Origin of the sequence: Microvirga subterranea (assembly GCF_003350535.1) — a bacterium.
In the GTDB taxonomy this organism is placed as follows: domain Bacteria; phylum Pseudomonadota; class Alphaproteobacteria; order Rhizobiales; family Beijerinckiaceae; genus Microvirga; species Microvirga subterranea.
The window spans coordinates 480,234-503,705 of the sequence record NZ_QQBB01000001.1; the positions used below are offsets into that span (position 1 = coordinate 480,234).

The window sequence follows — 23,472 nt, forward strand, 5'->3', positions numbered from 1 at the left end:
AGCGCTTTCAGTCGCTGGTAGCGGGCCCATCATGGCTTCCAGGCATCTCTACATCGAGCGTGTCTTCGATTTCGCCGAACAGTGCCGGGACCTCGCCTGCGCCGAGGCCGTGATGGCGGACCTTCAGTCTATCGTGGCCGATCTCGGCTTCTCGTCCTTTATCGTGACCGGACTGCCCCTGCCCAACCGCCCGCTCGAGCCCCTGGTGCTCCTGAGCTCGTGGCCGGAGGGCTGGTTCGAGCGCTACACGTCGCAGGACTACTTCCAGATCGATCCGGTCGGCCAGAACGTCTTTGCCACCACGGCCCCGTTCCGCTGGGGCGACGCGCCCTACCGCAAGGACAAGTCGCTGGCCAGGACCATGATGGGCGAAGCCGTCGAGTTCGGCCTCGTCGACGGGTTCTGCGTCCCGATCTACACGGCGACGGGCTGGCAGTCAGCCTTCAGCTTCGCGAGCGAGGTCCGGCTCGACATCGGCCCGAAGGAACTGGCCGCCGCCCATCTGCTGGCGCTCACGGCTCATGGCCGGCTGCGGACGCTCCTGGGCGAGGAGCCGCGCGCCAGGGGGCGCCTCACGCCGCGGGAGCGCGAGGTCCTGACCTGGGCGGCCGCCGGAAAGAGCGCCTGGGAGACCTCCACGATTCTTGGCATCTCCGAGGCGACCGTCATCACCCATCTCGACAACATCCGGCGCAAGCTTCAGGTGGCGAACACGACCCAGGCCGTCGTGGCGGCGCTGCAATCGGGCGAGCTCCAGCCCTACTGACCTCCCAAGATCTTCGGATACCGGCCCCGACCGGCCTTTGTGATGATGCCTCGTCACAAAACGGGAGGGCGGGCATGGTCAAGGTCCATGTGGTGACGAGGGAGAATGCGTCCCGGTACGGGCAGGCGCTCCACGATTATTTTCGCTTGCGTCACCTGATCTACGTCGAGGAGCGCGGCTGGGAGGATCTCAGGCGTCCGGACGGTCTCGAGCGCGATCAGTTCGACACGGACGCGGCGGTCCACCTGATCGCCATGGAGGGTCGGGAGGTCGTCGGCGGATCGCGCATGATCCCCATGTCCGCGCCGACGCTCCTGAGCGACGTCTTTCCGCATCTGGTGCAGCGCGGGAAGCTGCCGCGCGACCAGGCGGCGATCGAATGGACGCGCATGTTCGTGGCGCCCGCCCACCGGACCGGCCATCGCGAACGATCGGTGGCCGGGGCCCTGTTCTGCGCCGTGATGGAGTACTGCCACGCGATCGGCGCGACCTCCGTCGGCGGCGTCATGGAGACCTTCTGGCTGCCGCGCTGGCAGCGCTTCGGGTGGACCACCCGGGTGCTCGGCCTGCCGGAGGACATCGCCGGCTGCATGACGCTCGCGGCCTTCATGGACGTGGACCGCAAGGCCCTGGACGGCGTTCGCGCCGCCACCGGCTGGCCGGGTTCCGTCCTGGCCAGGCGCGAAGCCTCCGAGGACGAGCCCGCCCTGTCCCTTTTGGCCAGCTGATCCGTGAGTTCAAGAGACCGCTATGATGATGATGACGAATTCCGAGACAGACCGCGGCCGCTTCGAGGGAGGGCTGACGCGCGAGGAGCGGATGACGCTTTCGCTTCTGCGGATCGTGACCGATCTCGCGAGCATCAGGAAGGACGTCGACCATGACGACTTCGCGCGACTGCCGTCCCTGCCGTCGCTCCTGGAGGCCGCCGACCGGCTGATCGCCGAGCTCGGATTCGACGACGAGGAATAGCGCTTCAGCGCTCCTGCTCGCACGCCGACCGGGCCAGCGCGAGGATGGCCTGGCGCATCGACTTGCTCTTGAGGCGGTCGAACAGGGACAGGAGCTCCAGGCTGTCCTTGTCGGCCGGCGTCACCCCGGCCGGCAGGCCGGTTCCGTCGACCTCCGGCAGGAAGTACGTGGCGTTGACCCCGAGCGTCTGGGCGATCTGGTTCAGGCGTCCCACGCTGATCCGGTTGGTGCCCTTCTCGTATTTCTGGACCTGCTGAAACGTGATCCCCAGGGCGTCGCCGAGCTTGGTCTGGCTCATGCCGATCTGCGTCCGCCGCAGGCGGATCCGGGTCCCGATCTCCTTGTCGATCTGGTTCGTCGCCTTCTTTGACAATCGATCCCCCGAGAACTGGTCTTTGACAGGTGCCGGCACTCTAGCGAAACGGTTCACGACGTCTAATGGTTTCTTTGAACGAGAACCCGGGAAGGCGTGTCCACGGGGACAATCCGCACCTGACCTCTAGGAGACCACTTGCCCGGCCTTCGAGGCCCCACGGCTCCCGCGTCGGAACGTTTTCCGGTCCCGTTCGCAGCGACCATGCGCGGCTCGGACTGGCGAGCCTCCCTTCATGACGAGCGGGCGACCTGACGGGGCGCCCTGGTCACGAAGGCGCGAGAGCCCCCTGCGCGACCTTGCTATTGCCACGGTTGGGCGGCACCACGGGCGGCCCCTTACGTGAGTCGCCTGCTTCATGATCATCTCCCGTCGCACTCTGCTTGCCGGTCTTGCCCTGTCGGGCGCCGGCGCCCCCGCCTTCGCGCAATCCGCTCCCGAGCCGCAGCGGGTGCCGATCGAGCTCGTGGAGGACACGCTCGACCTGCCCTCCGCCGTGCGCCTCGGGCACAAGCATGGCGATGTGATCATGGTGGAGTACTTCGACTACAACTGCCCCTGGTGCAAACGGTCGGCGAAGGACCTGCCGGCCCTGCTGAAGGCGGAGCCGGACCTCTCCTACGTGCTGGTGAACTTCGCGGTGCTCGGCGCGCCCTCCGTCGAGGCGACCCGCGCGGCGCTCGCCTATCTCCAGGTCTACGGACCGGACCGGTACCTGCCGCTGCACCTCGCCCTGTTCGGCCTGCCCGGCACCGTCAACGGCGAGCGCGCCATTGCGGCGGCCGAGAAGCTCGGCGCCGACCGGGCGAAGCTCGTGGCGGCCGCCGATACGGACCGGACGACCCAGTGGATGAAGGCGTCCTTCACCCTGGGCAATTCCCTGGGCCTCGTCGCCACGCCGTCCTTCCTGATCGGCATGGAAGCCTATGTGGGCGGCATGAATCTGGCGCAGAAGCGCGAGGCGATCGCGAAGGCGCGGGCGGGGTAGGTCTCGATAGGTCGACGAAGCACGACGGGTGTCATCCCCGGCCGGAGCGCAGCGGAGGGGAAGGGCATCCAGTGTTCAGCGTCACGCCGGACGTGGATCCCCTTCCCGGTCCTGCGGACCGCCGGGGTGACACCCCTTCACCCCTTTCGTCCCCTTGGACATCCGCCCTGAGACCGGTTAAGCGCGACGGGGCATGTCGCTTCTCCGCTCCTCAATCCTGGTCGGCCTCGGGGCCGCCGCGTCGCGGGTCCTAGGCTTCGTCCGGGACATCCTGTTCGCGCAGGTGCTCGGGGCGGGGCCGGTGGCGGATGCGTTTCTCGCCGCCTTCCGGCTGCCCAATCTCGTGCGCCGCATCACCGGCGAGGGCGGGCTCAACCCGGCGCTCGTTCCGACCCTGAGCCGTCTCGACCCGGGCGAGGCCGCCCGGGTCTCGGGTGACGTGGTGAGCGCCTTCGCGCTGGCCCTGCTCGCGCTGACGGCCCTGGTCGAGATCGGCGCCGGGCTCCTCGCCTTCCTGCTGGCGCCGGGCCTTCGGGACGACGGTACGCTCGCGCTCGTGGCCCTCTACACCCGCCTCGGCTTTCCGATGGTGCTCGGCGTGACGCTCTCCTCCGTGGCGGCCGCGCTCCTGAACCTGCGCGGGCATTACCGGGCCACCGCCGTCGCGCCGCTGGTGGTCAATGCGGGCCTGATCGCCACGGCGGTGGCGCTCGAGGCCGGCACCGCCCTGCCGCTCGCGGACAAGGCCGCGTGGCTCGCCGCGGCGTCGAGCCTGTCGGGCCTCCTGCAATTCGCCATCGTGGCGGCGGCGCTCCTCGGCGGCCGGCGGGCCGTCTCCTTCCGCCGCCTGCGTTGGTCGCCTTTCCTGAGGGGCCTGCTGCTCGCCGGCGTCCCGGCGCTCGTGGCCAGCGGCGCGGTGCAGCTCTTCATCCTGGCCGGCACCCAGATCGCCTCGTTCTGGCCGGCCGGAATCTCCTGGCTCTACTATGCCGACCGGGTCATGCAGCTTCCGCTCGGCCTGATGGCGGCCCTGGCCGCGAGCGTGCTGCTGCCCGACCTTGCGCTCAAGCACCGGGACGGGGCCGCGCACGCCCTGGTCGCCGCCCAGAACCGGGCCCTGGAGCTGGCGCTCCTCATGGCCCTGCCGGCCTGCCTCGCCCTCGTGGTGCTGTCCCACCCCATCGCGTCGGTCCTGTTCGAGCGCGGCGCCTTCACGGCGGCCGACGCGGACGGAACGGCCCGGGTGCTCGCCTCCTTGAGCCTCGGCCTGCCCTTCGCCACCGCCGCCAAGGTGCTGAGCCAGACCCTCTTCGCCCGCGGCTCCTTGCGGGCGACCCTGGTCGCGGCCGCGGCCGGGATCGCCGTCACGGCGGGCGCCTCCCTGCTGCTCGGCCTTGCGCTCGACATGACTGGGATCGCGCTCGGCATCAGCCTCGGCTGCGTCGCGCATCTTCTGACCCTGGTGTGGTTCCTGCGCCGGATCGGCCTGTGGCGCGCCGATGACGGTCTGTTGCGGCGGGTCGGGCGAATCACGGCAGCGAGCGCCGTTATGGGGCTCGGTCTGGTCGGCGCGACGGCCGTGCTGCCGGAGGTCGGACCCGTGGGTCTGGCGGCGTTCTGCTTCGGCGGATTGGGACTCTATGCCGCCGCGGCCGCCCTCACGGGCGCCCTGACCCGCGACGATGTGGCTCTCCTGACGAAAAAGCCCTGAGACCGCTTGTGCATCCCGGCCCTGCCCTGCCATAACGCCGCCCGCGACAAGCGTGGGAGTTGAAAGACGATGGCGCAGTTCAAGGAGCGGGTCTTCTCCGGCGTTCAGCCGACCGGCAACCTGCATCTCGGCAATTACCTCGGGGCCATCAAGCGCTTCGTCACCATGCAGCAGACGCACGACTGCATCTATTGCGTGGTCGACATGCACGCCATCACCGTCTGGCAGGACCCCAAGGAGCTGGCGCGCCAGATCCGCGAGGTCACGGCGGCGTTCCTGGCTGCCGGCATCGATCCCACCAAGCACATCGTGTTCAACCAGAGCCAGGTCTCCGAGCATGCCGAGCTCGCCTGGGTGTTCAACTGCATCGCCCGCATGGGCTGGGCCAACCGCATGACCCAGTTCAAGGAGAAGGCCGGCAAGGACCGGGAGAACGCGTCGGTCGGGCTCTTCGCGTATCCGATGCTGATGGCGGCCGACATCCTGGTCTACCGCGCCACCCACGTGCCGGTGGGCGAGGACCAGAAGCAGCACCTGGAGCTGACCCGCGACATCGCCCAGAAATTCAACAACGACTTCGCGGACTCGATCGCCGAGCACGGCTTCGGCGACGCCTTCTTCCCGCTGACCGAGCCGATGATCGCGGGTCCCGCCACCCGGGTCATGTCCCTGCGCGACGGTTCGAAGAAGATGTCGAAGTCGGACCCGTCCGACTATTCGCGCATCAACCTCACGGACGACCGGGACACCATCGCCCAGAAGATCCGCAAGGCGAAGACCGATCCCGAGCCGCTCCCGACCGAGGTCGAGGGGCTGGCGTCGCGCCCGGAGGCCGACAACCTGGTGGCCATCTACGCGGCGCTCATGGATTCGACCCCCGAGGAGGTGCTGCGCGAGCATGGCGGAGCGCAGTTCTCCGGCTTCAAGGCCGCCCTCGTGGACGTGGCCGTCTCCAAGCTCGCGCCGGTCGCGGACGAGATGCGCCGCCTGATGGCCGATCCCGGCCATATCGATTCGGTGCTGGCGGACGGCTCCGACCGGGCGCGCGTGCTGGCCTCCGAGACGATGGATGCCGTCAAGGACATCGTCGGCTTCGTGCGCAGGCGCTGAGGCCCGGCTTGCTCATGACGCAACGTCAGTGCAGCATCGGCCGGTGAGGCAGGAGACCGTGCTGTGAGCGGCAAACGGCAATCCTACGAGTCCGGCCACCGGCCGAAATTCATGGTGGTGGTCGACAAGACCCCGGAATGCGCCCGGGCCGTGCACTTCGCGGCCCGGCGCACCGCCCGCACCGGCGCCAGCATGATCATGCTGGCCGTGGTCGCCCCGCCGGACAATTTCGAATGGATCGGCGTCGGCGAGGCGATGATCGAAGAGGCGCGCGAGGCTGCCGAGAAGCAGCTCGAGGACGCCGCCCGCGAGGCCCGCAACGCCGCCGGGGTCGAGCCCGAGCAGGTGATTCGGGTCGGCAACCGGGCGGACGAGATCATCCGGCTGATCAACGAGGACGAGGACGTCTCCTTCCTGGTCCTGGCGGCGGGCTCCAGCAAGGAGGGGCCCGGCCCGCTGGTCTCGACCCTGGCCGGCCGCGCCGCCTCCACCTTCCCGATCCCGATCGTCATCGTGCCCGGCGGCCTGACCGACGAGGAGATCGACGCGCTGGCCGGCTGACCGGCCGGCCGCTTCCGCCCGTCACTGACCCTGGCCGAGGGAATAGCCCGGCGCCCCGTCGAAGGCGAAGAGGTGCTCCGTCTTCACGAACTCGATTCCTTCGGCTGCGAGCCGTCCCAGCAGCCGCGCCAGGGTCGCCTTGTTGGGGGCCTTGCCCGGCTCCGCCTCGAACCGGCAGCGCCAGTGATCGGTGCAGAAGGTCTCGGGCAGCCCTTGAGGCCAGACCTTGACGCCCCGGTTGGTGATCAGCCGCAGGGACACGAGCCCGTCCTCCGCGACCTTCAGGCGGTCGGCGAGCTCGTCCGCCGCGCCGCGCCATTCCACGAACACGTCGATCCCGGCGAGGTCCTTGCGGGCAGGCGTCCTGCGCTCCGAAACGGCGGCCGTCACGTCCACCGGACGCGACATGGCCTGCGCGCCCTTCAGCCGTTTCGGCGTCTCGCCGAGCCGCGCGATCACCGCGTCGGCGAAGTCGTCCGTCGAGACCCGCCGGGTCGACGCGGACGCGAAAATGTCCGCCGTGTGGATGCCGTCCTCGATGGTCTTCAGCCAGGCGTCGTGCACGATCCGGGCGGCCTCGGGCTGGCCGATGTGCTGCAGCATCATCACGCCGGCGAGGATGAGGCCCGACGGGTTGGCGATGCCCTGGCCGGCGATGTCCGGCGCGGAGCCGTGGATCGCCTCGAACAGGGCCCCGTGCAGGCCGATATTGGCCGAGCCGGCGAGCCCGACCGAGCCTGCCACCTCGGCGGCGATGTCGGACACGATGTCGCCGTAGAGGTTGGGCGTGACGATCACGTCGAACCGCTCCGGGTTGGTGGCGAGCTTCGCGGCCCCGATGTCGATGATCATGTGGCTGCGGGCGATCTCCGGATACTCGGCGCCGATCTCCTCGAACACCTTGTGGAAGAGCCCGTCCGTCATCTTCATGATGTTGTCCTTCGTGAAGCACGTGACGGATGTCCGGCCCGAGGCCCGGGCGTACTCGAAGGCATAGCGGACGATCCGCTCGGTGCCGGGCCGCGAGACCAGCTTGAGGCACTGGTAGACCTCGTCCGTCTGCCGGTGCTCGATGCCCGCGTAGAGGTCCTCCTCGTTCTCCCGCACCACCACCACGTCCATGTCGGGGTGGCGGGTCGCCACGAAGGGCGCATAGGCCCGGCAGGGCCGGACATTGGCGAAGAGCCCGAGCCCCTTGCGGATCGTCACGTTGAGGCTCTTGAAGCCGCCGCCCTGCGGCGTGGTGATCGGCGCCTTGAACAGGATCTTGCTGCTCCGGATGCTGTCCCAGGCCTCGGGCGCGATGCCCGAGGTGAAGCCGCCGCGATAGACCTTCTCGCCCAGGTCCACCTCAGAGAGGGCGAGCCTCGCGCCGCCGGCGAGCAGGACGCGCAGGGCCGCATCCATGATCTCGGGCCCGATGCCGTCGCCGCGGGCGACGGTGACCGGCGTGGCGGCGGCGGAAGCGAGGATCTGGGTGTCGACGTGGACGTTCATGATGGGCTCCGTGTTTGCCCGCGGACCATGGTCTGGCCTCGACACTTTTTGAAATGAATAATAAATCTTGTTATCATTGCGTATTGCAATGGTGACCCGATGCTGCCACGCCTCGATTTCGATCTCCTGAGAACCTTCGCCACCGTCGCCGAGACCGGCAACCTGACCCGGGCGGGCGAGCGGCTGCTCCTGAGCCAGCCGACCGTGAGCCTGCAGCTCAAAAGGCTCGAGGAGCAGCTCGGCTGCAGCCTGATGGAACGCACCCCGCGCAGCTTCTCCCTCACGGCGGAGGGCGAGACCCTGCTGTCCTATGCGCGCCGCATCCTGGCGCTCACCGACGAGGCGGTGGCGCGGCTGGTGGAGCCGACCATGGAGGGCCTCGTCCGGCTCGGCACCCCGGAGGACTTCGCCACCACCCATCTGTCGGGGGTGCTGGCCCGCTTCGCCGAGGCGCACCCGAACGTGGCGCTGGAGGTCACGACCGACCTCACCCTCAACCTGATCGAGCGGTTCAAGGAGGGGGAGTTCGACCTGGTCCTGATCAAGCGCGAGCCCATGGGGCCGACCGAGGGCGTGCGGGTCTGGCGCGAGCCCCTGGTCTGGGCCTCGACACGGCCCGACCCCTTCGACCGGAACGGCCCCCTGCCGCTCGTGGTCTCGCCGCACCCTTGCGTCTACCGCAAGCGCGCCACCCAGGCGCTCGACCGGGCCGGGCGCCCCTGGCGCATCGCCTACACGTCGACCTCGCTCGCCGGGGCCCAGGCGGCGGTCCGGGCGGGTCTCGGCCTCACGGTGCTGCCCAAGGAGATGGTGCCGGAGGACTTCTTCATCATCGACACGGCGGCCGGCGCGCCCGACCTGTCAGACACGGAGATCGCCCTCATGACCGCCTCGCCCCTCCCGGTCCCGGCGGAGCGCCTCGCAGCCCACATGGTGCGGTCGCTCGAGCGACGCGAGGGCATGCCGCCGGCGCGCCCTTGGAATTCCCAAAGAGCCATCCACATTTCGGAATGAAGCTGTTAGAACGATTCTAAGACCCTACCCGCTCGGCCGGCCTTGAACCGGCGCCAGAGGAAAAGACCCGATGTTCATCCAGACCGAAGCCACTCCCAATCCCGCCACCCTGAAATTCCTCCCCGGCCGCGTCGTCATGCCGGAGGGCACTTTCGAGGCTCGCACCCCCGATGCCGCCGACGCCTCGCCGCTCGCCCGGCGCCTCTTCGCCATCACGGGCGTGACCGGCGTCTTCTTCGGCTACGACTTCATCACCGTCACCAAGGCGGACGGCGAGTGGCAGCACCTGAAGCCCGCCATCTTGGGCGGCATCATGGAGCACTTCATGACCGGCGCGCCGCTCTTCACCGAGGGCCATGAGGTCGAGATGGAGGACGGCGAGGAGTTCTTCGACGAGGACGACGCCCCGACGGTCGCGACCATCAAGGAGCTGCTCGAGACCCGCATCCGCCCGGCGGTCGCGGGCGACGGCGGCGACATCACGTTCCGGGGCTACAAGGACGGCACCGTCTACCTGGTCATGAAGGGCGCCTGTTCCGGCTGCCCCTCCTCGACCGCGACCCTGCGCCACGGCATCCAGAACCTGCTGCGCCACTTCCTGCCGGACGTGCGCGAGGTGCAGGCGGTTTGATCGCAGGCCGAATCCCTCTAGTTCAAAGCGCGGCCCACAGGCCGCGCTTTTCTTTTGGAGACCTCCCTTGCCTCCCCTGACCGACGACGCCATCGACCAGCTCTTCCGCAACGCCCGCACCCATCGCTGGTGGGATGGCCGGCCGGTGGGCGAGGACACCCTGCGGGCCATCGCGGACCTCGCCAAGCTGGGGCCGACCAGCGCCAATTCCTCGCCCGGCCGCTTCGTGTTCGTGGTCTCGCCCGAGGCCAAGGAGCGCCTGCGGCCGCATCTCGACGAGGGCAACGTGCGCCAGACCATGAGCGCGCCGGCGACCGCCATCGTGGCCTACGACACCGAATTCTACGAGAAGCTCGGCTTCCTTGCCCCCCACAGCAAGGATGCGCGCAGCTGGTTCGCCGGCAAGCCCGACGCGATCGAGCGGGCGGGCTTCCAGGGCTCCTGCCTCCAGGGCGCCTATCTCATCATGGCGGCCCGCGCCCTCGGGCTCGATTGCGGCCCCATGGGCGGCTTCGACCGCGCCGGCGTGGACGCGGCGTTCTTTCCGGACGGCAAGACCAAGTCGAACTTCCTGATCAATCTCGGCTACGGCCTGCCCGAAAAGCTGCATCCGCGCCAGCCGCGCTTCGCCTTCGAGGAATTCTGCACGATCGCGTGACCGCGCCATCGTCGCTCGCGCGAATCCGGTTCCCACGGGTCGGGGTGATGCTCTAAAGAATCTCCGACACCAGACGGAGACGAATCTTGCGCGTCCTTGCCATCGACACCGCCCTCGGCGCCTGCTCGGCCTGCATTCTCCAGGCCGGGGACGCGGAGCCGCTGGCCCGCGAGAGCATCCCCATGGAGCGCGGCCACGCGGAGGCGCTGCTGCCGATGCTCGACCGGGTCGCCTCCCAGGTGGAGGGCGGATTCGAGAGCCTCGACCGGGTCGCCGTGACGGTGGGTCCCGGCAGCTATACGGGGCTCCGGGTCGGCATCGCGGCCGCCCGCGGCATCGGCATCGCGGCCGATATCCCGGTGATCGGGGTCGCGACCCTCTCGGCCTTCCTGGCGCCGCTCATGGCAGGCGACAAGCGCGGCCTCTTCACGGCCGCCATCGATGCCAAGCACGGGCAGATCTACGTCCAGGCGGTCGCCACGGGCGGGCGCGTCATCATTCCGCCGAGTCTGATGGGAATCCGCGACGCGATCCGGCTCCTCGGCTCCGGACCGATCCTGGTGAGCGGGTCGGCCGCCCCGATCCTGGCCGCGGAGGCCCGCATGCAGGGCGTCGACATCCAGGTCGACGAGGCGGCTCTCTTCCCGGACATCGCCTGGGTGGCCCGACTCGGGGCCATCGCGGATCCGACCCAGGCCCTGCCGAAGCCGCTTTACCTGCGCGAACCCGACGCCAAGCCGCAGGACGGGGCGAAAATCGCACGCCAATGAGCTTTCTCGACCGGTTCTATCCTCCCCCGTCGGCCCGGATCGAGCCGGTCGGCACGGAATCGGCCGCCGCCCTGGCGGCGATCCACGCCACCGCCTTCGCGCGGGGCTGGAGCCCGCTCGAGTTCCAGGGCCTCCTGGCGGAGCGCGGCGTCATGGCGGACGGGCTCTTCGTCGGCCGCGAGGGGATTCTGGGACGCGCCGCGCAGCCGGTCGGCTTCATCTTGTCCCGGATCGTCCTCGACGAAGCCGAGATCCTCACGGTCGCGATCCGGCCGGAATGCCGCGGCAGGGGCTATTCGAGACCGCTCCTCTCCCGGCACCTGGACGAGCTCTCCCGGCGCGGGGTGGCGCAGGTCCATCTGGAGGTGGAGGAGGGCAACGCCCCGGCCATCGCGCTCTACCGCCGCCTCGGCTTCAAGGAAACCGGCCGCAGGCCAGGTTATTATCTCAAGCCCGACGGGAGCCGGGTCTCGGCCCTGATGATGGCGCTCGCGCTATAGCCCCGGCCCGACGGGCCGCCTATAAGCATGCCGGAGGAGTGAGACTGACTTGGCTGCACGCACCACATCCGCAAAGCCGCGCCGGAACGACGCCATCGAGCGGGCCTGCCGCGAGAAGGGCCTGCGCATGACCGGCCAGCGCCGGATCATCGCGCGCATCCTCGACGATGCGGCGGACCACCCGGACGTGGTCGAGCTGCACCGGCGCGCCGCAGCCGTGGACGACCGCATCTCGCTCTCGACCGTCTACCGGACCGTGAAGCTGTTCGAGACGCAAGGCATCATCGAGCGGCTCGACTTCCGGGATGGGCGCTCCCGCTACGAGCAGGCGGCGCGCGAGCACCACGACCACCTGATCAACCTGGAGACCGGCGCCGTGATCGAGTTCCACTCGGACGAGATCGAGGCGCTGCAGGACCAGATCGCCAAGCGCCTGGGCTACAAGGTCGTCTACCACCGGCTCGAGCTCTACGCGGTGCCCCTCGACAAGGACGACGCGTGACGCGGATCCTCGTCGCCGCGAGGCTCATGGTTCTCGCCCTCGTCAGCCTCGTCCTGGTGCCGCTGCAGCTGCTGGCCCTGCGCTTCGGCTGGAGCATCCTGCACGCGGTGCCCGTCTGGTTCCACCGGGTGCTGCTGCGGCTGTTCAACGTGCGCGTGACCGAGCGCGGCAAGCCGCCCGGCGAGGCCGCCACCCTGGTTGTGGCCAATCACGTCTCCTGGCTCGACATCCCGGTTATCGGCTCGCTCCACCCGCTCTCCTTCATCGCCAAGTCGGAGATCGAGGGCTGGCCGGTGGTGGGGCACCTCGCCAGGCTCCAGCGCTCGGTCTTCATCGACCGCCAGCGCCGCAAGGCCACCGCCGAGGTCAACGACGCCCTCGCTCACCGGCTGGTGAAGGGCGAGGCGATCGTGCTGTTCGCGGAAGGAACCACCAGCGACGGCAACCGCCTCCTGCCGTTCCGCTCATCCCTGGTGGGCGCGGCCCAGACGGCCTTGATGCACGATTCGGTCGAGCGCGTGCTGCTCCAGCCGCTCGCCATCACCTACACCCGCCGCCACGGCCTGCCCGTCACCCGGCGCGACCGACCCTTCATCGCCTGGTACGGCGACATGGACCTCGCCCCGCACCTGAAGATGTTCGTCCGGGCGACGCCCCTCGACGTGGTGGTGACCTGGGGCGAGCCGATCCCGTTCAACGGCAACCGCAAGGAGGCGACCGCGCAGGCGGAGGCGGCGGTGCGCAGGACCGTGAAGGCGGCGTGACGTGTTTTTCTCCGTCGGACGCGGCAACGACCGCCGCGGATGACAGGGGAGCGCGACGCCGCAGAACACCGCTATTCTCTTGCGCGCTCAAAAGCCTTACAAGGGCGCCTGTCCGTTCCCATGTTCCGGTTCTTCCAGCAAACAGGCCGTCTTCCGTGAAAAAAGTCTTCGTCAAATCCTATGGCTGCCAGATGAACGTCTATGACGCCGAGCGCATGACGGACATGCTGGCGACCGAAGGCTACAGCGAAACCAAGGCCATGGAGGAGGCGGACCTCGTCATCCTCAACACCTGCCACATCCGCGAGAAGGCCGCCGAGAAGGTCTATTCCGAGCTCGGCCGCGTGCGCGAGCTGAAGCAGGAGCGCGAGGCGTCGGGCCAGGAGACCCGGATCGTCGTGGCGGGCTGCGTCGCCCAGGCCGAGGGCAAGGAGATCCTGCGCCGCCAGCCGGCCGTCGACGTGGTGGTGGGCCCGCAGAACTACCACCACTTGCCGGATCTCCTGAGGAAATCCCGCTCCGAGCGCCTCGTCGACACCGAGTTTCCGATCGAGGACAAGTTCGACCACCTGCCGGCGCCGTCGCGGGCCAAGACCATCAGCCGCGGCGTCTCGGCCTTCCTCACCATCCAGGAGGGCTGCGACAAGTTCTGCACCTTCTGCGTAGTGCCCTATACCCGCGGCGCCGAGGTCTCGCGCCCGGTCGCCAAGATCCTGGAGGAGGCGCACCGCCTGGCGGAAGCCGGCGTGCGCGAGCTGACCCTGATCGGCCAGAACGTCAACGCCTATCACGGCGAGGGCCCGGACGGCGCCGTCTGGTCGCTCGGGCGCTTGCTCACCCGCCTCGCCGAGGTGCCGGGCATTGCGCGGCTGCGCTACACCACGAGCCATCCGCGCGACATGGACGACGAGCTGATCGCCGCCCACGGCGACCTGCCGGCCCTCATGCCGTACCTGCACCTGCCGGTGCAGTCCGGCTCCGACCGCATCCTCGACCTCATGAACCGCAAGCACACGGGCGACGAGTACCGCCGCCTGATCGAGCGGATCCGCAAGGCCCAGCCGAACCTGGCGCTGTCGTCCGACTTCATCGTGGGCTTTCCCGGCGAGACGGACCGGGATTTCGAGGACACGATGCGCCTCGTGGCCGATGTGGGCTTCGCCAGCTCGTTCTCGTTCAAGTACAGCCCGCGCCCCGGCACGCCCGCGGCCGAGATGGGCGAGCAGGTCCCGGAGGCCGTGAAGGCCGAGCGCCTCGCCCGCCTGCAAAACCTGTTGGAAACGCAAAGGCAGGCTTTCAATCACGGAACCGTTGGTCAGACTCTTGACGTTCTCTTGGAGAAGCCGGGTCGTCATCCGGGCCAGATCGCAGGCAAGTCGCCCTATCTGCAGCCGGTGCAGTTCGAGAGCGACGTGCACCGGATCGGCGAGGTCGTGACGGTCCGGATCGTGCGGGCGGGCTCGAACAGCCTGTTCGGAGAATGGGTCAAGCCGGGCGACAGGGCCGCGGCTTAAACGAAGGAGAGGCATTTGAGGCCAGCGGACAACGTGACCGCACGTGGGAAGGGCCGCGGCCCTTCCGGCTTACATCCCGGCGTCGTGGAAGAGGCCGAAATCATCCTCACCTTCGACGACAACCGCCTCGCCAGCCTTGTCTTCGGCCAGTACGACCAGAATCTCGCCCATCTGGAGCGGCGCCTGAACGTGGCCGCCATCGCCAACGGCAACCGGGTCACCGTGAAGGGCACGCCGGAAGCCTCCGAGCTCGCGCGCCGCGTTCTCGAGGGCCTCTACGAGCGCGCCCGCCAGGGCACGACCCTCGCGCCCGGCGACGTGGACGGCGCCATCGAGGAGAGCACCCTGCAGGGCACCCTTTTCCCCCAGGCCGAGGACGTCCCGGTCCCGGGTCTCACCGCCTTCGACCAGATCGCCACCCGCAAACGCGGCCCGGTGCGCGCCCGCAACGCGGCCCAGAACGCCTACATCAAGGCCCTTAAGCAGCACGAGATGGTCTTCGCCGAAGGCCCGGCCGGCACCGGCAAGACCTGGCTTGCGGTGGGCTATGCGGTCTCGCTCCTGGAGCAGGGCCAGGCCGACCGCCTGATCCTGTCGCGGCCGGCCGTCGAGGCCGGCGAGCGCCTCGGCTTCCTGCCGGGCGACATGCGCGAGAAGGTCGATCCGTATCTGAGGCCGATCTACGACGCCCTCTACGACTTCATGGAGGCCCGGCACGTGGACCGGGGCCTTCAGACCGGCATGATCGAGATCGCGCCGCTCGCCTTCATGCGCGGACGCACGCTGACCAACGCGGTGGTGCTCCTCGACGAGGCGCAGAACACCACCTCGATGCAGATGAAGATGTTCCTCACCCGCCTGGGCGAGGGCTCGCGGATGATCATCACGGGCGACCCGACCCAGATCGACCTGCCGCCCGGGCAGAAATCGGGCCTGGTCGAAGCCGTGCGCATCCTCGACGGGGTCGAGGGCATCGGCCGCGTGACCTTCAAGGAGCAGGACGTGGTGCGCCACGACCTCGTGCGGCGCATCGTCACCGCCTACGACGCGGCCGGCCGCCAGGAGCCGGCAACGGAACAGGGACGCAGAGGGTGATCGCGCTCGACATCATGGTCGAGGCGGGGGAATGGTCCCGCCTCGAAGGAGCGGAGGCGCTGGCCCAGCGCGCCGCCGAGGCCGCGGTGGCGGTCGCGGAGGAGACGGAGGAGGATTTCGAGGTCAGCGTCATGCTCACCGACGACGCCCACATCCGGGAGCTGAACCGCACCTGGCGCCACAAGGACAAGCCCACCAACGTGCTCTCCTTCCCGGCGCCGGACCAGCCGGGGGCGGAAGGGCCTCGCCATCTGGGCGACATTGCTTTAGCGTATGAAACTCTGGTGCGCGAATCCGAGGAGGAATCCAAGGCCCTCGCGGACCACTTCGCCCACCTGATTGTCCATGGCATCCTCCACCTCCTCGGCTACGACCACGAGGACGAGGAAGAGGCGGAAGACATGGAGGCTCTCGAGGTGAAGGCGCTCGCCACCCTTGGCATCGCCGATCCCTATCGCGATATGGCAGCTTGAACGCTTGGCGTTCCGGCTGATATTCAACACCCATGAATGACGATCGAAGTCCCACCGACTCCCCCACCGCGCGGCCCTCATCAGACCCGGAAGGCTTGCGTGATCACTGGTACGACCGGGTCCTGACCCTGCTGGGCTTCAAGCCCCGCGAATCGGTCCGCACCGGCCTCGAGGACGCGCTCGCGGAAGCCGTCGAGGATGCGGATTTCTCGCCCCAGGAACGGGCGATGCTGAAAAACGTGCTCGGCTTCCACCGCATCCGCGTCGAGGACGCCATGGTGCCCCGGGCCGACATCGTGGCCGTGTCGGCCGATACGACCCTCGGCGACCTGCTCAAGCTCTTCCGCACCGCCGGCCATTCGCGCCTTCCCGTCTACGGCGAGACCCTGGACGACCCGAAGGGCATGATCCACATCCGCGACTTCCTGGACTTCATCGCCATGAGCGCGGGCGCCTCCGTGAGCCCCGACACCCCGGTGCCGAGCCTCGGCCAGGTGGACCTGTCCATGACGCTCGCCTCCGCCAACATCCTGCGGCCGGTCCTGTTCGTGCCGCGCTCCATGCCGGCGATCGACCTGCTGGTGCGCATGCAGGCGACCCGCACCCACATGGCACTCGTCATCGACGAATACGGCGGCACCGACGGGCTCGTGTCCATCGAGGACCTGGTCGAGATGGTGGTGGGCGACATCGAGGACGAGCACGACGACGACGTCGAGCTCACCATCGTCAGGAGCGCCGACGACACCTTCATCGCCGATGCGAGGGCGAGCCTCGACGAGGTCAAGGAGAGCCTCGGGGTCGACCTGACCGACGAGGACAGCGCGGAGGACATCGACACCCTGGGCGGCTTCATCGTGACGCTTGCCGGGCGCGTGCCGTCCCGCAACGAGCTCATCATCGGGCCGAGCAACCTGGAATTTGAGGTTCTGGACGCAGATCCGCGCCGGGTGAAGCGGCTGCGCATCTATCGCCGGAACGTGGCTCCCCTCGACACCACCACCGAGGTCGACAACAAGCGGCCCCTGCCGCCCGAGAGCACCGCCGCCGAATGAGCCCCCTCGCCGACCGGGTGATCCGCGCGCGCGCCTGGCGGCGCGGGCTCATGGCCTTCGCAGCCGGCGCCGTCGGGGCGCTGGCCCTGCCGCCGTTCGGGATCCTGCCCGCCCTGGTCCTGTCGCTCACACCGGCCGTCTGGCTCCTGGACGGGGCCGCCAAGGCGGGTCCCGGATGGGCGCCGCGGCTGAAATCCGCGGCGTTCGCGGGCTGGTTCTGGGGCTTCGGCTATTTCGTGGCCGGCCTGTGGTGGCTCGGGGCAGCCTTCCTGGTCGAGGCGGACCAGTTCGCCTGGGCCCTGCCCTTTGGGGTTCTGGGGCTTCCGGCGCTGCTCGCCTTCTTCCCGGCCTTCGGATTCGCGCTTGCCCAGATTCTGTGGACCCGGGACGCCTCCCGGGTGCTCTCGTTCGCGTTCGCCCTGACGGTCAGCGAGATCCTGCGCGGCCATCTCTTCACGGGCTTTCCCTGGAACAGCCCCGGCATGGCGCTGGGCCAGCATCTCTGGTTCATGCAGATCGCCTCGGTGGCGGGACTCTACGGCCTGACGCTCCTGGCGGTGGCGATCGCCGGCGCACCCGCGCTCCTCGGGACGGGCGCGACCACCCGCGACCGCTGGACCGCGCCGGGCCTGGCGGCGGCCGTCCTCGCGGGCCTTGCGGCCTTCGGGGCTCTGCGGGTCCCGGCCGACCCGACGGCTGCGGTGGCGGACGTGCGGCTTCGCCTGATGCAGCCGAACCTGCCTCAGGACGCCAAGTTCAACCCGCGCAACCGCGACATCATCATGCAGCGCTATCTGCGGATCAGCGCGGAGCCCGGTCCCGACGGGCAGGACCACGAACAGGCTACCCACATCGTCTGGCCCGAATCGGCCTTCCCGTTCCTGCTCCACCGGGATCCCGCATCGCTGGCCCAGATCGCCACCCTGCTCGGGCCGGGCTCGGTCCTGATCACCGGCGCGGCCCGCATGGACGAGCCCCTGCCGGGCGAGGCAGTCGGCAAGTTCTTCAACGCCATCCAGGTGATCGACGAGAAGGGCACGATCCTCGGCTCCTACGACAAGGTCCACCTGGTGCCGTTCGGCGAATACGTGCCCCGGTTCCTCGACGCCCTCATCCGGGCCGTGGGGCTGCGGCAGTTCGTCCATATTCCTGGCGGCTTCGAGCCGAGCGAGAGGCGGACGAACCTCGAGGTTCCGGGCCTGCCGCCGGTGGCCGCGACGATCTGCTACGAGGCGATCTTTCCCGGCGAGGTGCTGCCGGACGGCCCCCGTCCCGATCTCATCCTCAACGTGACCAACGATGCCTGGTTCGGCCGGACGCCGGGCCCCTACCAGCATTTCGCCCAGGCTCGCCTGCGTGCCGTAGAGGAAGGGCTGCCCTTGGTGAGAGCGGCCAACACGGGCATCTCGGCCGTGGTCGATCCCTTCGGCCGGGTCACCGGGAGCCTGCCACTCGGGGTTGAGGGCGTGCTCGATGCGGCCCTGCCGGCCGCCGTTCCGCCCACTCTCTACAACCGCCACGGCAGGTTTGTTTTGACGGCCACGCTTGTGATCTGCTTAATGGCTGCGCTCACCCGCCGCAGGCGGCGGCCGCTCGCCTGAACGGAATCCGTCCTAACGCTGCGGTAAGATTTGCCAGGGAATGTTGCACTGATGAAGAAGTCGACCGGCTCCATCGATAAGGAAATCGGCAGCAGGGTTCGCATGCGCCGCATTTCGATCGGCATGAGCCAGGAAAAGCTGGGCGACATGCTCGGTCTGACGTTCCAGCAGGTCCAGAAATACGAGAAGGGCACCAACCGGATCAGCGTCTCGCGGCTCGTCGACATCGCCAAGATCCTCGGCGTCGACATCCATTTCTTCTTCAACGGAATCAAGAGCATCAAGGACGACGGGGGCTTCTCCGAAGAGGCGTCTCCGCCCTACATCTCGGAAGTGATGTCGACCCCGGAAGGCCTCCAGCTGATCAGGACCTTCACCAACATCAAGAACTCGCGGGTGCGCAAGAGTATCGTGCAGCTCGTCTCGGCCTTGGCGGCCCAGGACGAGGAAGAAGAACGTTCGGCATAAAGAACGCGTTCGCTTGACCTTTCCGGCTGTCTGCGGCATGAGCAGGCAAGATCGCCTACGGCCGTAGGCAAAGCTCCTTATCCCGTCTTCCGAAGGAAACTCTGTCGTGCGCCGTTCGAGCTATCTTTTCACGAGCGAATCGGTCTCCGAAGGTCATCCGGACAAGGTCTGCGACCGCATTTCAGACGCCGTCGTCGACGCCTATCTGGGGGCGGAGCCCGAGGCCCGCGTGGCCTGCGAGACGCTCGCCACCACCAACCGCGTCGTCATCGCCGGCGAGGTCCGCGGCCCCGAGTCGATCACCAAGGATCGGGTGATCCAGCTGGCGCGCGACGCCATCAAGGACATCGGCTACGAGCAGGAAGGCTTCCACTGGAAGAACGCCGAGGTCGACGTCTATCTCCATGCCCAGTCGGCGCATATCGCGCAGGGCGTGGACGCCGCCGGCAACAAGGACGAAGGCGCGGGCGACCAGGGCATCATGTTCGGCTACGCCTGCAACGAGACGCCCGAGCTGATGCCGGCGCCGATCTACTACGCCCACAAGATCCTCGAGGACCTGACCCAGGCCCGCAAGACCAAGGCCAACGGCGCGGCCGTGCTCGGCCCCGACGCCAAGAGCCAGGTCACCGTGCGCTACCAGAACGGCAAGCCCGTCGGCGTCACCCAGATCGTGCTCTCGACCCAGCACCTGGACGAGGCCCTGACCTCGGAGGACGTGCGCGCGATCGTCGAGCCCTATATCCGCCGCACCCTGCCGGAAGGCTGGGTTTCGCCCGAGACCATCTGGCACGTGAACCCCACCGGCAAGTTCGTGATCGGCGGTCCGGACGGCGATTGCGGCCTCACCGGCCGTAAGATCATCGTCGACACCTACGGCGGCGCGGCCCCGCACGGCGGCGGCGCGTTCTCCGGCAAGGACCCGACCAAGGTGGACCGTTCGGCCGCGTATGCTGCCCGCTACCTCGCCAAGAACGTGGTGGCGGCCGGGCTCGCCGACCGCTGCACCCTGCAGCTCTCCTACGCGATCGGCGTGGCCAAGCCCCTGTCGATCTACGTGGACCTGCACGACACCGGCAAGGTTGACGAGGGCAAGCTCGAGAGCTACCTCATGGACGCGGTGGACCTGTCGCCCCGCGGCATCCGCACCCATCTCGGCCTGAACCGTCCGATCTACGCCCGCACCTCGGCCTACGGCCATTTCGGCCGCAAGCCCGACGCGGACGGCGGCTTCTCCTGGGAGCGCACCGACCTCGCCGACAGCCTCAAGTCGGCCCTGGCCTGATCCCCATGAACGCAGCCTCGGAACGGGCCGGCGCCTTCTTCGGGCGCCGCAAGGGGAAGAGGCTGCGCGCCGGCCAGGACGACCTCGTCCAGAACCTGCTGCCGTCCTTGCGGGTCACGCCCGGCCGGTCTCCTGCGGAGATCTTCGGCACGCCGGACCGGGAGACCTGGCTCGAGATCGGCTTCGGTGGCGGCGAGCACCTCGCCGCCCAAGCCCGCTCGCATCCGGACGTGAATGTCATCGGCTGCGAGCCCTTCGTGAACGGCATGGCGAAGCTCCTCGCCGTGGTCGACCACGAGAAGCTCGGCAACGTCCGGGTCTGGGACGAGGACGTGACCGACCTCTTGCCGACTCTGCCCGATTCCTGCTTCGATCGGGTCTACATCCTCTATCCCGATCCCTGGCCGAAGCGCCGTCAGCGCAAGCGCCGCCTCGTCTCCGACGAGACGCTCGCCGGGCTCGCCAGGGTGATGCGCCCCGGCGCGGAGCTGCGCTTCGCCAGCGACATCGACAACTACATCGGCTGGGTCCTGGCCCGGGCGCTGCGTTCCCCGCACTTCCGCTGGACCGCCGAACGCGCCGACGACTGGCGCAAGCCCTACGAGGGCTGGCCCGGCACCCGCTACGAGGCCAAGGCGATCCGCGAAGGCCGGGTGCCGAGCTACCTCACCTTCGTGCGGATCTGACGCCGGAGCACCATGTTCGGGCCTCTCGGGCCGCCGGGGATGAGACGCTCCTTGCATTTTCCGGCCTGAATCGGTATATCTGTCGTTGTCAGCTCTGGTTGCAGCGTGAAGCTGCTCATGAGAGTGGGCCCCGCCGGGTCCGCTCTTTTTTATTGCTTCTTGCGGCCGGAGCCTGCCACCAACGACGGCGAAGCGGGTTTAACGGACACCATGGCAAGCGAACGCGACAAGCGTCTGATCACGGAGAACGGCGTGGCGGCCCGGGTGGCGGCCATCGTCGAGCCGGTGATCGAGGACCTCGGCTTCAATCTGGTGCGGGTCAAGATCTCGAGCACCAACGGCTGCACGGTGCAGATCATGGCCGAGCGGCCCGACGGCACCATGTCGGTGACCGATTGCGAGACCGTGAGCCGGGCGATTTCCCCGGTCCTCGACCTCGAGGACCCGATCCCGCAGGCCTATCACCTCGAGCTCTCGTCGCCCGGGATCGACCGGCCCCTCGTCCGCGCCAGCGACTTCGAGCGCTGGAGCGGCCACGAGGCCAAGATCGAGATGGCCGTGCCGGTTGACGGCCGCAAGCGCTTCCGGGGCTTCGTCCGGGGCGTGGAGGACGGCGCCGCCCTGATCGAGCTGCCGGACGTGAAGGAGGGCGAGGAGCGCCTGGTGCGCCTGCCCCTGACCGATCTCGGCGAGGCGCGCCTCGTCCTGACCGACGAGCTGATCCGCGAGTCCCTGCGCCGTGGCACGGCGCCGGTGGCCGACGACGATACGGAAGAAGAATTCGATGCGGAGTCCGATACGGACATCCCGCAGGACAACACGCCCAGGAAGGAGTGACCTCGATGGCTGTCAGCGCCAACAGGCTTGAGCTCTTGCAGATCGCCGATGCGGTCGCGCGCGAGAAGGTGATCGATAAGCAGATCGTGCTGGATGCCATGGCGGACGCCATCGCCAAGGCGGCGCGCTCGCGCTACGGCGCCGAGACCGACATTCACGCCGAGATCAACCCGAAGACCGGCGAGCTGCGCCTGTCCAGGCACCTGCTCGTGGTGGACGACGCCGCCCTCGAGAACGACTCCCGCGAGATCGCCCTCTCCGAGGCCCGCAAGCGCAACCCGGCCGCCCAGGAAGGCGACGCCATCTCCGAGACCCTGCCACCCTTCGACTTCGGCCGCATCGCGGCGCAGTCGGCCAAGCAGGTGATCGTCCAGAAGGTGCGCGACGCCGAGCGCGACCGCCAGTACCAGGAATACAAGGACCGCATCGGCGAGGTCGTGAACGGCGTCGTCAAGCGCGTCGAGTACGGCAACGTGATCGTCGACCTCGGCCGCGGCGAGGCGATCGTGCGCCGCGACGAGCTGATCCCGCGCGAGACCTTCCGTCCCGGCGACCGCATCCGCGCCTACCTGTTCGACGTGCGCCGCGAGGCCCGCGGCCCGCAGATCTTCCTGTCGCGCACCCATCCGCAGTTCATGGCGAAGCTGTTCACCCAGGAAGTGCCGGAGATCTACGACGGCATCGTCAGCGTCCAGGCGGTGGCCCGCGATCCGGGCTCCCGCGCCAAGATCGCCGTGACGTCCCGCGATTCCTCCATCGACCCGGTCGGCGCCTGCGTCGGCATGCGCGGCTCCCGCGTCCAGGCGGTGGTGGGCGAGCTGCAGGGCGAGAAGATCGACATCATCCCGTGGTCGCCCGACCAGGCGACCTTCATCGTCAATGCGCTCCAGCCCGCGGAAGTGGTCAAGGTGGTGCTCGACGAGGAGGCCGACCGCATCGAGGTGGTGGTGCCCGACGACCAGCTCTCGCTGGCCATCGGCCGCCGCGGCCAGAACGTGCGCCTCGCCTCGCAGCTCACCGGCTGGGACATCGACATCCTGACCGAGGCCGAGGAATCGGAGCGCCGCCAGAAGGAGTTCGCTGAGCGCACCGAGCTGTTCATGAACGCCCTCGACGTGGACGAGGTCGTGGGCCAGCTGCTGGCGGCGGAAGGCTTCCGGTCGGTCGAGGAGATCGCCTACGTGGACCCGTCCGAGGTCGCCTCCATCGAGGGCTTCGACGAGGACACCGCCCGTGAGATCCAGGAGCGCGCCCAGGAGTACCTGACCCGCATCGAGTCCGAGAACGAGGCGCGGCGCCAGGAACTCGGCGTCGCCGACGAGCTCAAGGAGATCGACGGCGTCACCACCGCCATGCTGGTGGCGCTGGGCGAGAACGACATCAAGACGGTCGAGGACCTGGCCGGCTGCGCCACGGACGACCTCGCCGGCTGGACGGAAGGCCGCGGCCAGGACGCGACGCGCTACAAGGGCTTCCTGGACGGCTTCGACGTCTCCCGTGCGGAAGCGGAGGCCATGATCATGGCCGCCCGCGTCAAGGCCGGCTGGATCGAGGCTCCCGAGGAGCCTGTCGAGACCGAGGGATCGGCCGAAGAGGCCGAGACCGAGGCCCAGCCGTCCTAACCCGATCATGACCAGGCGA

General features: G+C 68.7%; 26 protein-coding genes. 24 read left to right on the top strand and 2 right to left on the bottom strand.

The annotated features are described in order from the left end of the window. Window positions 1–31 precede the first annotated feature (31 nt). From DES45_RS02175 to DES45_RS02185, 3 genes are all read left to right on the top strand, one after another. Entirely contained in the window at window positions 32–766 is a 735-nt protein-coding gene (locus DES45_RS02175; protein WP_114768321.1) for a LuxR family transcriptional regulator, read from the top strand. 74 nt (window positions 767–840) lie between these two features. Beyond that, a complete protein-coding gene (locus DES45_RS02180; protein ID WP_114768322.1) occupies window positions 841–1,494 on the top strand; it encodes an acyl-homoserine-lactone synthase in 654 nt (217 codons plus the stop codon). A gap of 22 nt (window positions 1,495–1,516) precedes the next feature. Next, window positions 1,517–1,738: a hypothetical protein gene (locus tag DES45_RS02185; protein ID WP_114768323.1), complete on the top strand. Its 222-nt coding sequence runs from the start codon at window positions 1,517–1,519 to the stop codon at window positions 1,736–1,738. Between the two features lie 4 nt (window positions 1,739–1,742). Here the strand turns inward: DES45_RS02185 and DES45_RS02190 are convergent, their stop codons facing one another. Next, a complete protein-coding gene (locus tag DES45_RS02190) occupies window positions 1,743–2,111 on the bottom strand; it encodes a helix-turn-helix domain-containing protein (RefSeq protein WP_114768324.1) in 369 nt (122 codons plus the stop codon). 358 nt (window positions 2,112–2,469) lie between these two features. Here DES45_RS02190 and DES45_RS02195 point away from each other — a divergent pair, with 358 nt between their 5' ends. The 4 genes from DES45_RS02195 (at window position 2,470) to DES45_RS02210 (ending at window position 6,481) form a co-directional block, all read left to right on the top strand. Beyond that, the gene (locus tag DES45_RS02195; RefSeq protein ID WP_114768325.1) at window positions 2,470–3,099 is read left to right on the top strand and encodes a DsbA family protein; all 630 of its coding nucleotides are present in this window, start codon (window positions 2,470–2,472) and stop codon (window positions 3,097–3,099) included. Between the two features lie 193 nt (window positions 3,100–3,292). After that, window positions 3,293–4,810, top strand: a complete 1,518-nt coding sequence (gene murJ / locus DES45_RS02200; RefSeq protein WP_114768326.1) for a murein biosynthesis integral membrane protein MurJ — start codon at window positions 3,293–3,295, stop codon at window positions 4,808–4,810. A 69-nt stretch (window positions 4,811–4,879) separates the two neighbouring features. Then, window positions 4,880–5,920 (top strand): tryptophan--tRNA ligase, encoded by a 1,041-nt coding sequence (trpS, locus tag DES45_RS02205; RefSeq protein WP_114768327.1) that lies wholly within the window; start codon window positions 4,880–4,882, stop codon window positions 5,918–5,920. Between the two features lie 63 nt (window positions 5,921–5,983). Beyond that, complete coding sequence (locus DES45_RS02210) at window positions 5,984–6,481, top strand: universal stress protein (protein ID WP_114768328.1); 498 nt, start codon at window positions 5,984–5,986, stop codon at window positions 6,479–6,481. A gap of 21 nt (window positions 6,482–6,502) precedes the next feature. Here DES45_RS02210 and DES45_RS02215 read toward each other — a convergent pair whose 3' ends face one another. Next, window positions 6,503–7,978 (bottom strand): NADP-dependent isocitrate dehydrogenase, encoded by a 1,476-nt coding sequence (locus DES45_RS02215; RefSeq protein WP_114768329.1) that lies wholly within the window; start codon window positions 7,976–7,978, stop codon window positions 6,503–6,505. A 99-nt stretch (window positions 7,979–8,077) separates the two neighbouring features. On the opposite strand from DES45_RS02215, the gene DES45_RS02220 reads away from it, so the two are divergent. The 17 genes from DES45_RS02220 to nusA all read left to right on the top strand — a co-directional run bounded on the left by DES45_RS02220 (window position 8,078) and on the right by nusA (window position 23,453). Continuing rightward, on the top strand, window positions 8,078–8,992 hold the full coding sequence (locus DES45_RS02220) for a LysR substrate-binding domain-containing protein (protein WP_114768330.1): 915 nt from the start codon (window positions 8,078–8,080) through the stop codon (window positions 8,990–8,992). A 70-nt stretch (window positions 8,993–9,062) separates the two neighbouring features. Further along, a complete protein-coding gene (locus tag DES45_RS02225) occupies window positions 9,063–9,623 on the top strand; it encodes a NifU family protein (protein WP_114768331.1) in 561 nt (186 codons plus the stop codon). A gap of 67 nt (window positions 9,624–9,690) precedes the next feature. After that, window positions 9,691–10,281 (top strand): malonic semialdehyde reductase, encoded by a 591-nt coding sequence (locus tag DES45_RS02230; RefSeq protein ID WP_114768332.1) that lies wholly within the window; start codon window positions 9,691–9,693, stop codon window positions 10,279–10,281. A gap of 86 nt (window positions 10,282–10,367) precedes the next feature. After that, the gene (gene tsaB, locus DES45_RS02235; RefSeq protein ID WP_114768333.1) at window positions 10,368–11,051 is read left to right on the top strand and encodes a tRNA (adenosine(37)-N6)-threonylcarbamoyltransferase complex dimerization subunit type 1 TsaB; all 684 of its coding nucleotides are present in this window, start codon (window positions 10,368–10,370) and stop codon (window positions 11,049–11,051) included. Then, window positions 11,048–11,551, top strand: coding sequence for a GNAT family N-acetyltransferase (locus DES45_RS02240; protein WP_114768334.1), 504 nt, complete (start codon window positions 11,048–11,050; stop codon window positions 11,549–11,551). Before tsaB ends, DES45_RS02240 begins: the two co-directional genes overlap by 4 nt. Before the next feature lie 49 nt (window positions 11,552–11,600). Beyond that, window positions 11,601–12,053, top strand: a complete 453-nt coding sequence (locus DES45_RS02245; protein ID WP_281024055.1) for a Fur family transcriptional regulator — start codon at window positions 11,601–11,603, stop codon at window positions 12,051–12,053. Further along, on the top strand, window positions 12,050–12,817 hold the full coding sequence (gene olsA, locus DES45_RS02250) for a lyso-ornithine lipid O-acyltransferase (RefSeq protein WP_114768335.1): 768 nt from the start codon (window positions 12,050–12,052) through the stop codon (window positions 12,815–12,817). Before DES45_RS02245 ends, olsA begins: the two co-directional genes overlap by 4 nt. Window positions 12,818–12,972: 155 nt before the next feature. Further along, window positions 12,973–14,331, top strand: a complete 1,359-nt coding sequence (gene miaB, locus DES45_RS02255) for a tRNA (N6-isopentenyl adenosine(37)-C2)-methylthiotransferase MiaB (protein ID WP_114768336.1) — start codon at window positions 12,973–12,975, stop codon at window positions 14,329–14,331. A 15-nt stretch (window positions 14,332–14,346) separates the two neighbouring features. Further along, the gene (locus DES45_RS02260) at window positions 14,347–15,426 is read left to right on the top strand and encodes a PhoH family protein (RefSeq protein WP_114768337.1); all 1,080 of its coding nucleotides are present in this window, start codon (window positions 14,347–14,349) and stop codon (window positions 15,424–15,426) included. Continuing rightward, complete coding sequence (ybeY, locus tag DES45_RS02265; RefSeq protein ID WP_245429699.1) at window positions 15,423–15,899, top strand: rRNA maturation RNase YbeY; 477 nt, start codon at window positions 15,423–15,425, stop codon at window positions 15,897–15,899. The genes DES45_RS02260 and ybeY overlap by 4 nt, the downstream gene beginning before the upstream one ends. Before the next feature lie 32 nt (window positions 15,900–15,931). Further along, window positions 15,932–16,954 (top strand): hemolysin family protein, encoded by a 1,023-nt coding sequence (locus DES45_RS02270; RefSeq protein WP_114768338.1) that lies wholly within the window; start codon window positions 15,932–15,934, stop codon window positions 16,952–16,954. Beyond that, a complete protein-coding gene (gene lnt / locus DES45_RS02275) occupies window positions 16,951–18,555 on the top strand; it encodes an apolipoprotein N-acyltransferase (protein WP_114768339.1) in 1,605 nt (534 codons plus the stop codon). The genes DES45_RS02270 and lnt overlap by 4 nt, the downstream gene beginning before the upstream one ends. 51 nt (window positions 18,556–18,606) lie before the next feature. After that, window positions 18,607–19,023: a helix-turn-helix domain-containing protein gene (locus DES45_RS02280; protein WP_114768340.1), complete on the top strand. Its 417-nt coding sequence runs from the start codon at window positions 18,607–18,609 to the stop codon at window positions 19,021–19,023. A gap of 106 nt (window positions 19,024–19,129) precedes the next feature. Further along, on the top strand, window positions 19,130–20,308 hold the full coding sequence (gene metK / locus DES45_RS02285; protein ID WP_114768341.1) for a methionine adenosyltransferase: 1,179 nt from the start codon (window positions 19,130–19,132) through the stop codon (window positions 20,306–20,308). Between the two features lie 5 nt (window positions 20,309–20,313). Beyond that, window positions 20,314–20,994 (top strand): tRNA (guanine(46)-N(7))-methyltransferase TrmB, encoded by a 681-nt coding sequence (gene trmB, locus DES45_RS02290; RefSeq protein WP_114768342.1) that lies wholly within the window; start codon window positions 20,314–20,316, stop codon window positions 20,992–20,994. 210 nt (window positions 20,995–21,204) lie between these two features. After that, the gene (gene rimP, locus DES45_RS02295; protein ID WP_114768343.1) at window positions 21,205–21,831 is read left to right on the top strand and encodes a ribosome maturation factor RimP; all 627 of its coding nucleotides are present in this window, start codon (window positions 21,205–21,207) and stop codon (window positions 21,829–21,831) included. 5 nt (window positions 21,832–21,836) lie between these two features. After that, window positions 21,837–23,453 (top strand): transcription termination factor NusA, encoded by a 1,617-nt coding sequence (nusA, locus tag DES45_RS02300; protein WP_114768344.1) that lies wholly within the window; start codon window positions 21,837–21,839, stop codon window positions 23,451–23,453. The last annotated feature ends 19 nt before the right edge of the window (window positions 23,454–23,472 follow it).

What these genes read in the sequence shown, in the direction of transcription:
- DES45_RS02240 (WP_114768334.1), top strand. Translation starts at nt 11,048, where the DNA reads ATGAGCTTTCTCGACCGGTTCTATCCTCCCCCGTCGGCCCGGATCGAG.
- DES45_RS02175 (WP_114768321.1), top strand. Translation starts at nt 32, where the DNA reads ATGGCTTCCAGGCATCTCTACATCGAGCGTGTCTTCGATTTCGCCGAA.
- DES45_RS02215 (WP_114768329.1), bottom strand. Translation starts at nt 7,978, where the DNA reads ATGAACGTCCACGTCGACACCCAGATCCTCGCTTCCGCCGCCGCCACG.
- DES45_RS02280 (WP_114768340.1), top strand. Translation starts at nt 18,607, where the DNA reads ATGAAGAAGTCGACCGGCTCCATCGATAAGGAAATCGGCAGCAGGGTT.
- trmB (WP_114768342.1), top strand. Translation starts at nt 20,314, where the DNA reads ATGAACGCAGCCTCGGAACGGGCCGGCGCCTTCTTCGGGCGCCGCAAG.
- DES45_RS02195 (WP_114768325.1), top strand. Translation starts at nt 2,470, where the DNA reads ATGATCATCTCCCGTCGCACTCTGCTTGCCGGTCTTGCCCTGTCGGGC.
- trpS (WP_114768327.1), top strand. Translation starts at nt 4,880, where the DNA reads ATGGCGCAGTTCAAGGAGCGGGTCTTCTCCGGCGTTCAGCCGACCGGC.
- rimP (WP_114768343.1), top strand. Translation starts at nt 21,205, where the DNA reads ATGGCAAGCGAACGCGACAAGCGTCTGATCACGGAGAACGGCGTGGCG.
- DES45_RS02185 (WP_114768323.1), top strand. Translation starts at nt 1,517, where the DNA reads ATGATGATGATGACGAATTCCGAGACAGACCGCGGCCGCTTCGAGGGA.
- DES45_RS02220 (WP_114768330.1), top strand. Translation starts at nt 8,078, where the DNA reads ATGCTGCCACGCCTCGATTTCGATCTCCTGAGAACCTTCGCCACCGTC.
- lnt (WP_114768339.1), top strand. Translation starts at nt 16,951, where the DNA reads ATGAGCCCCCTCGCCGACCGGGTGATCCGCGCGCGCGCCTGGCGGCGC.
- nusA (WP_114768344.1), top strand. Translation starts at nt 21,837, where the DNA reads ATGGCTGTCAGCGCCAACAGGCTTGAGCTCTTGCAGATCGCCGATGCG.
- DES45_RS02225 (WP_114768331.1), top strand. Translation starts at nt 9,063, where the DNA reads ATGTTCATCCAGACCGAAGCCACTCCCAATCCCGCCACCCTGAAATTC.
- DES45_RS02180 (WP_114768322.1), top strand. Translation starts at nt 841, where the DNA reads ATGGTCAAGGTCCATGTGGTGACGAGGGAGAATGCGTCCCGGTACGGG.
- murJ (WP_114768326.1), top strand. Translation starts at nt 3,293, where the DNA reads ATGTCGCTTCTCCGCTCCTCAATCCTGGTCGGCCTCGGGGCCGCCGCG.
- DES45_RS02270 (WP_114768338.1), top strand. Translation starts at nt 15,932, where the DNA reads ATGAATGACGATCGAAGTCCCACCGACTCCCCCACCGCGCGGCCCTCA.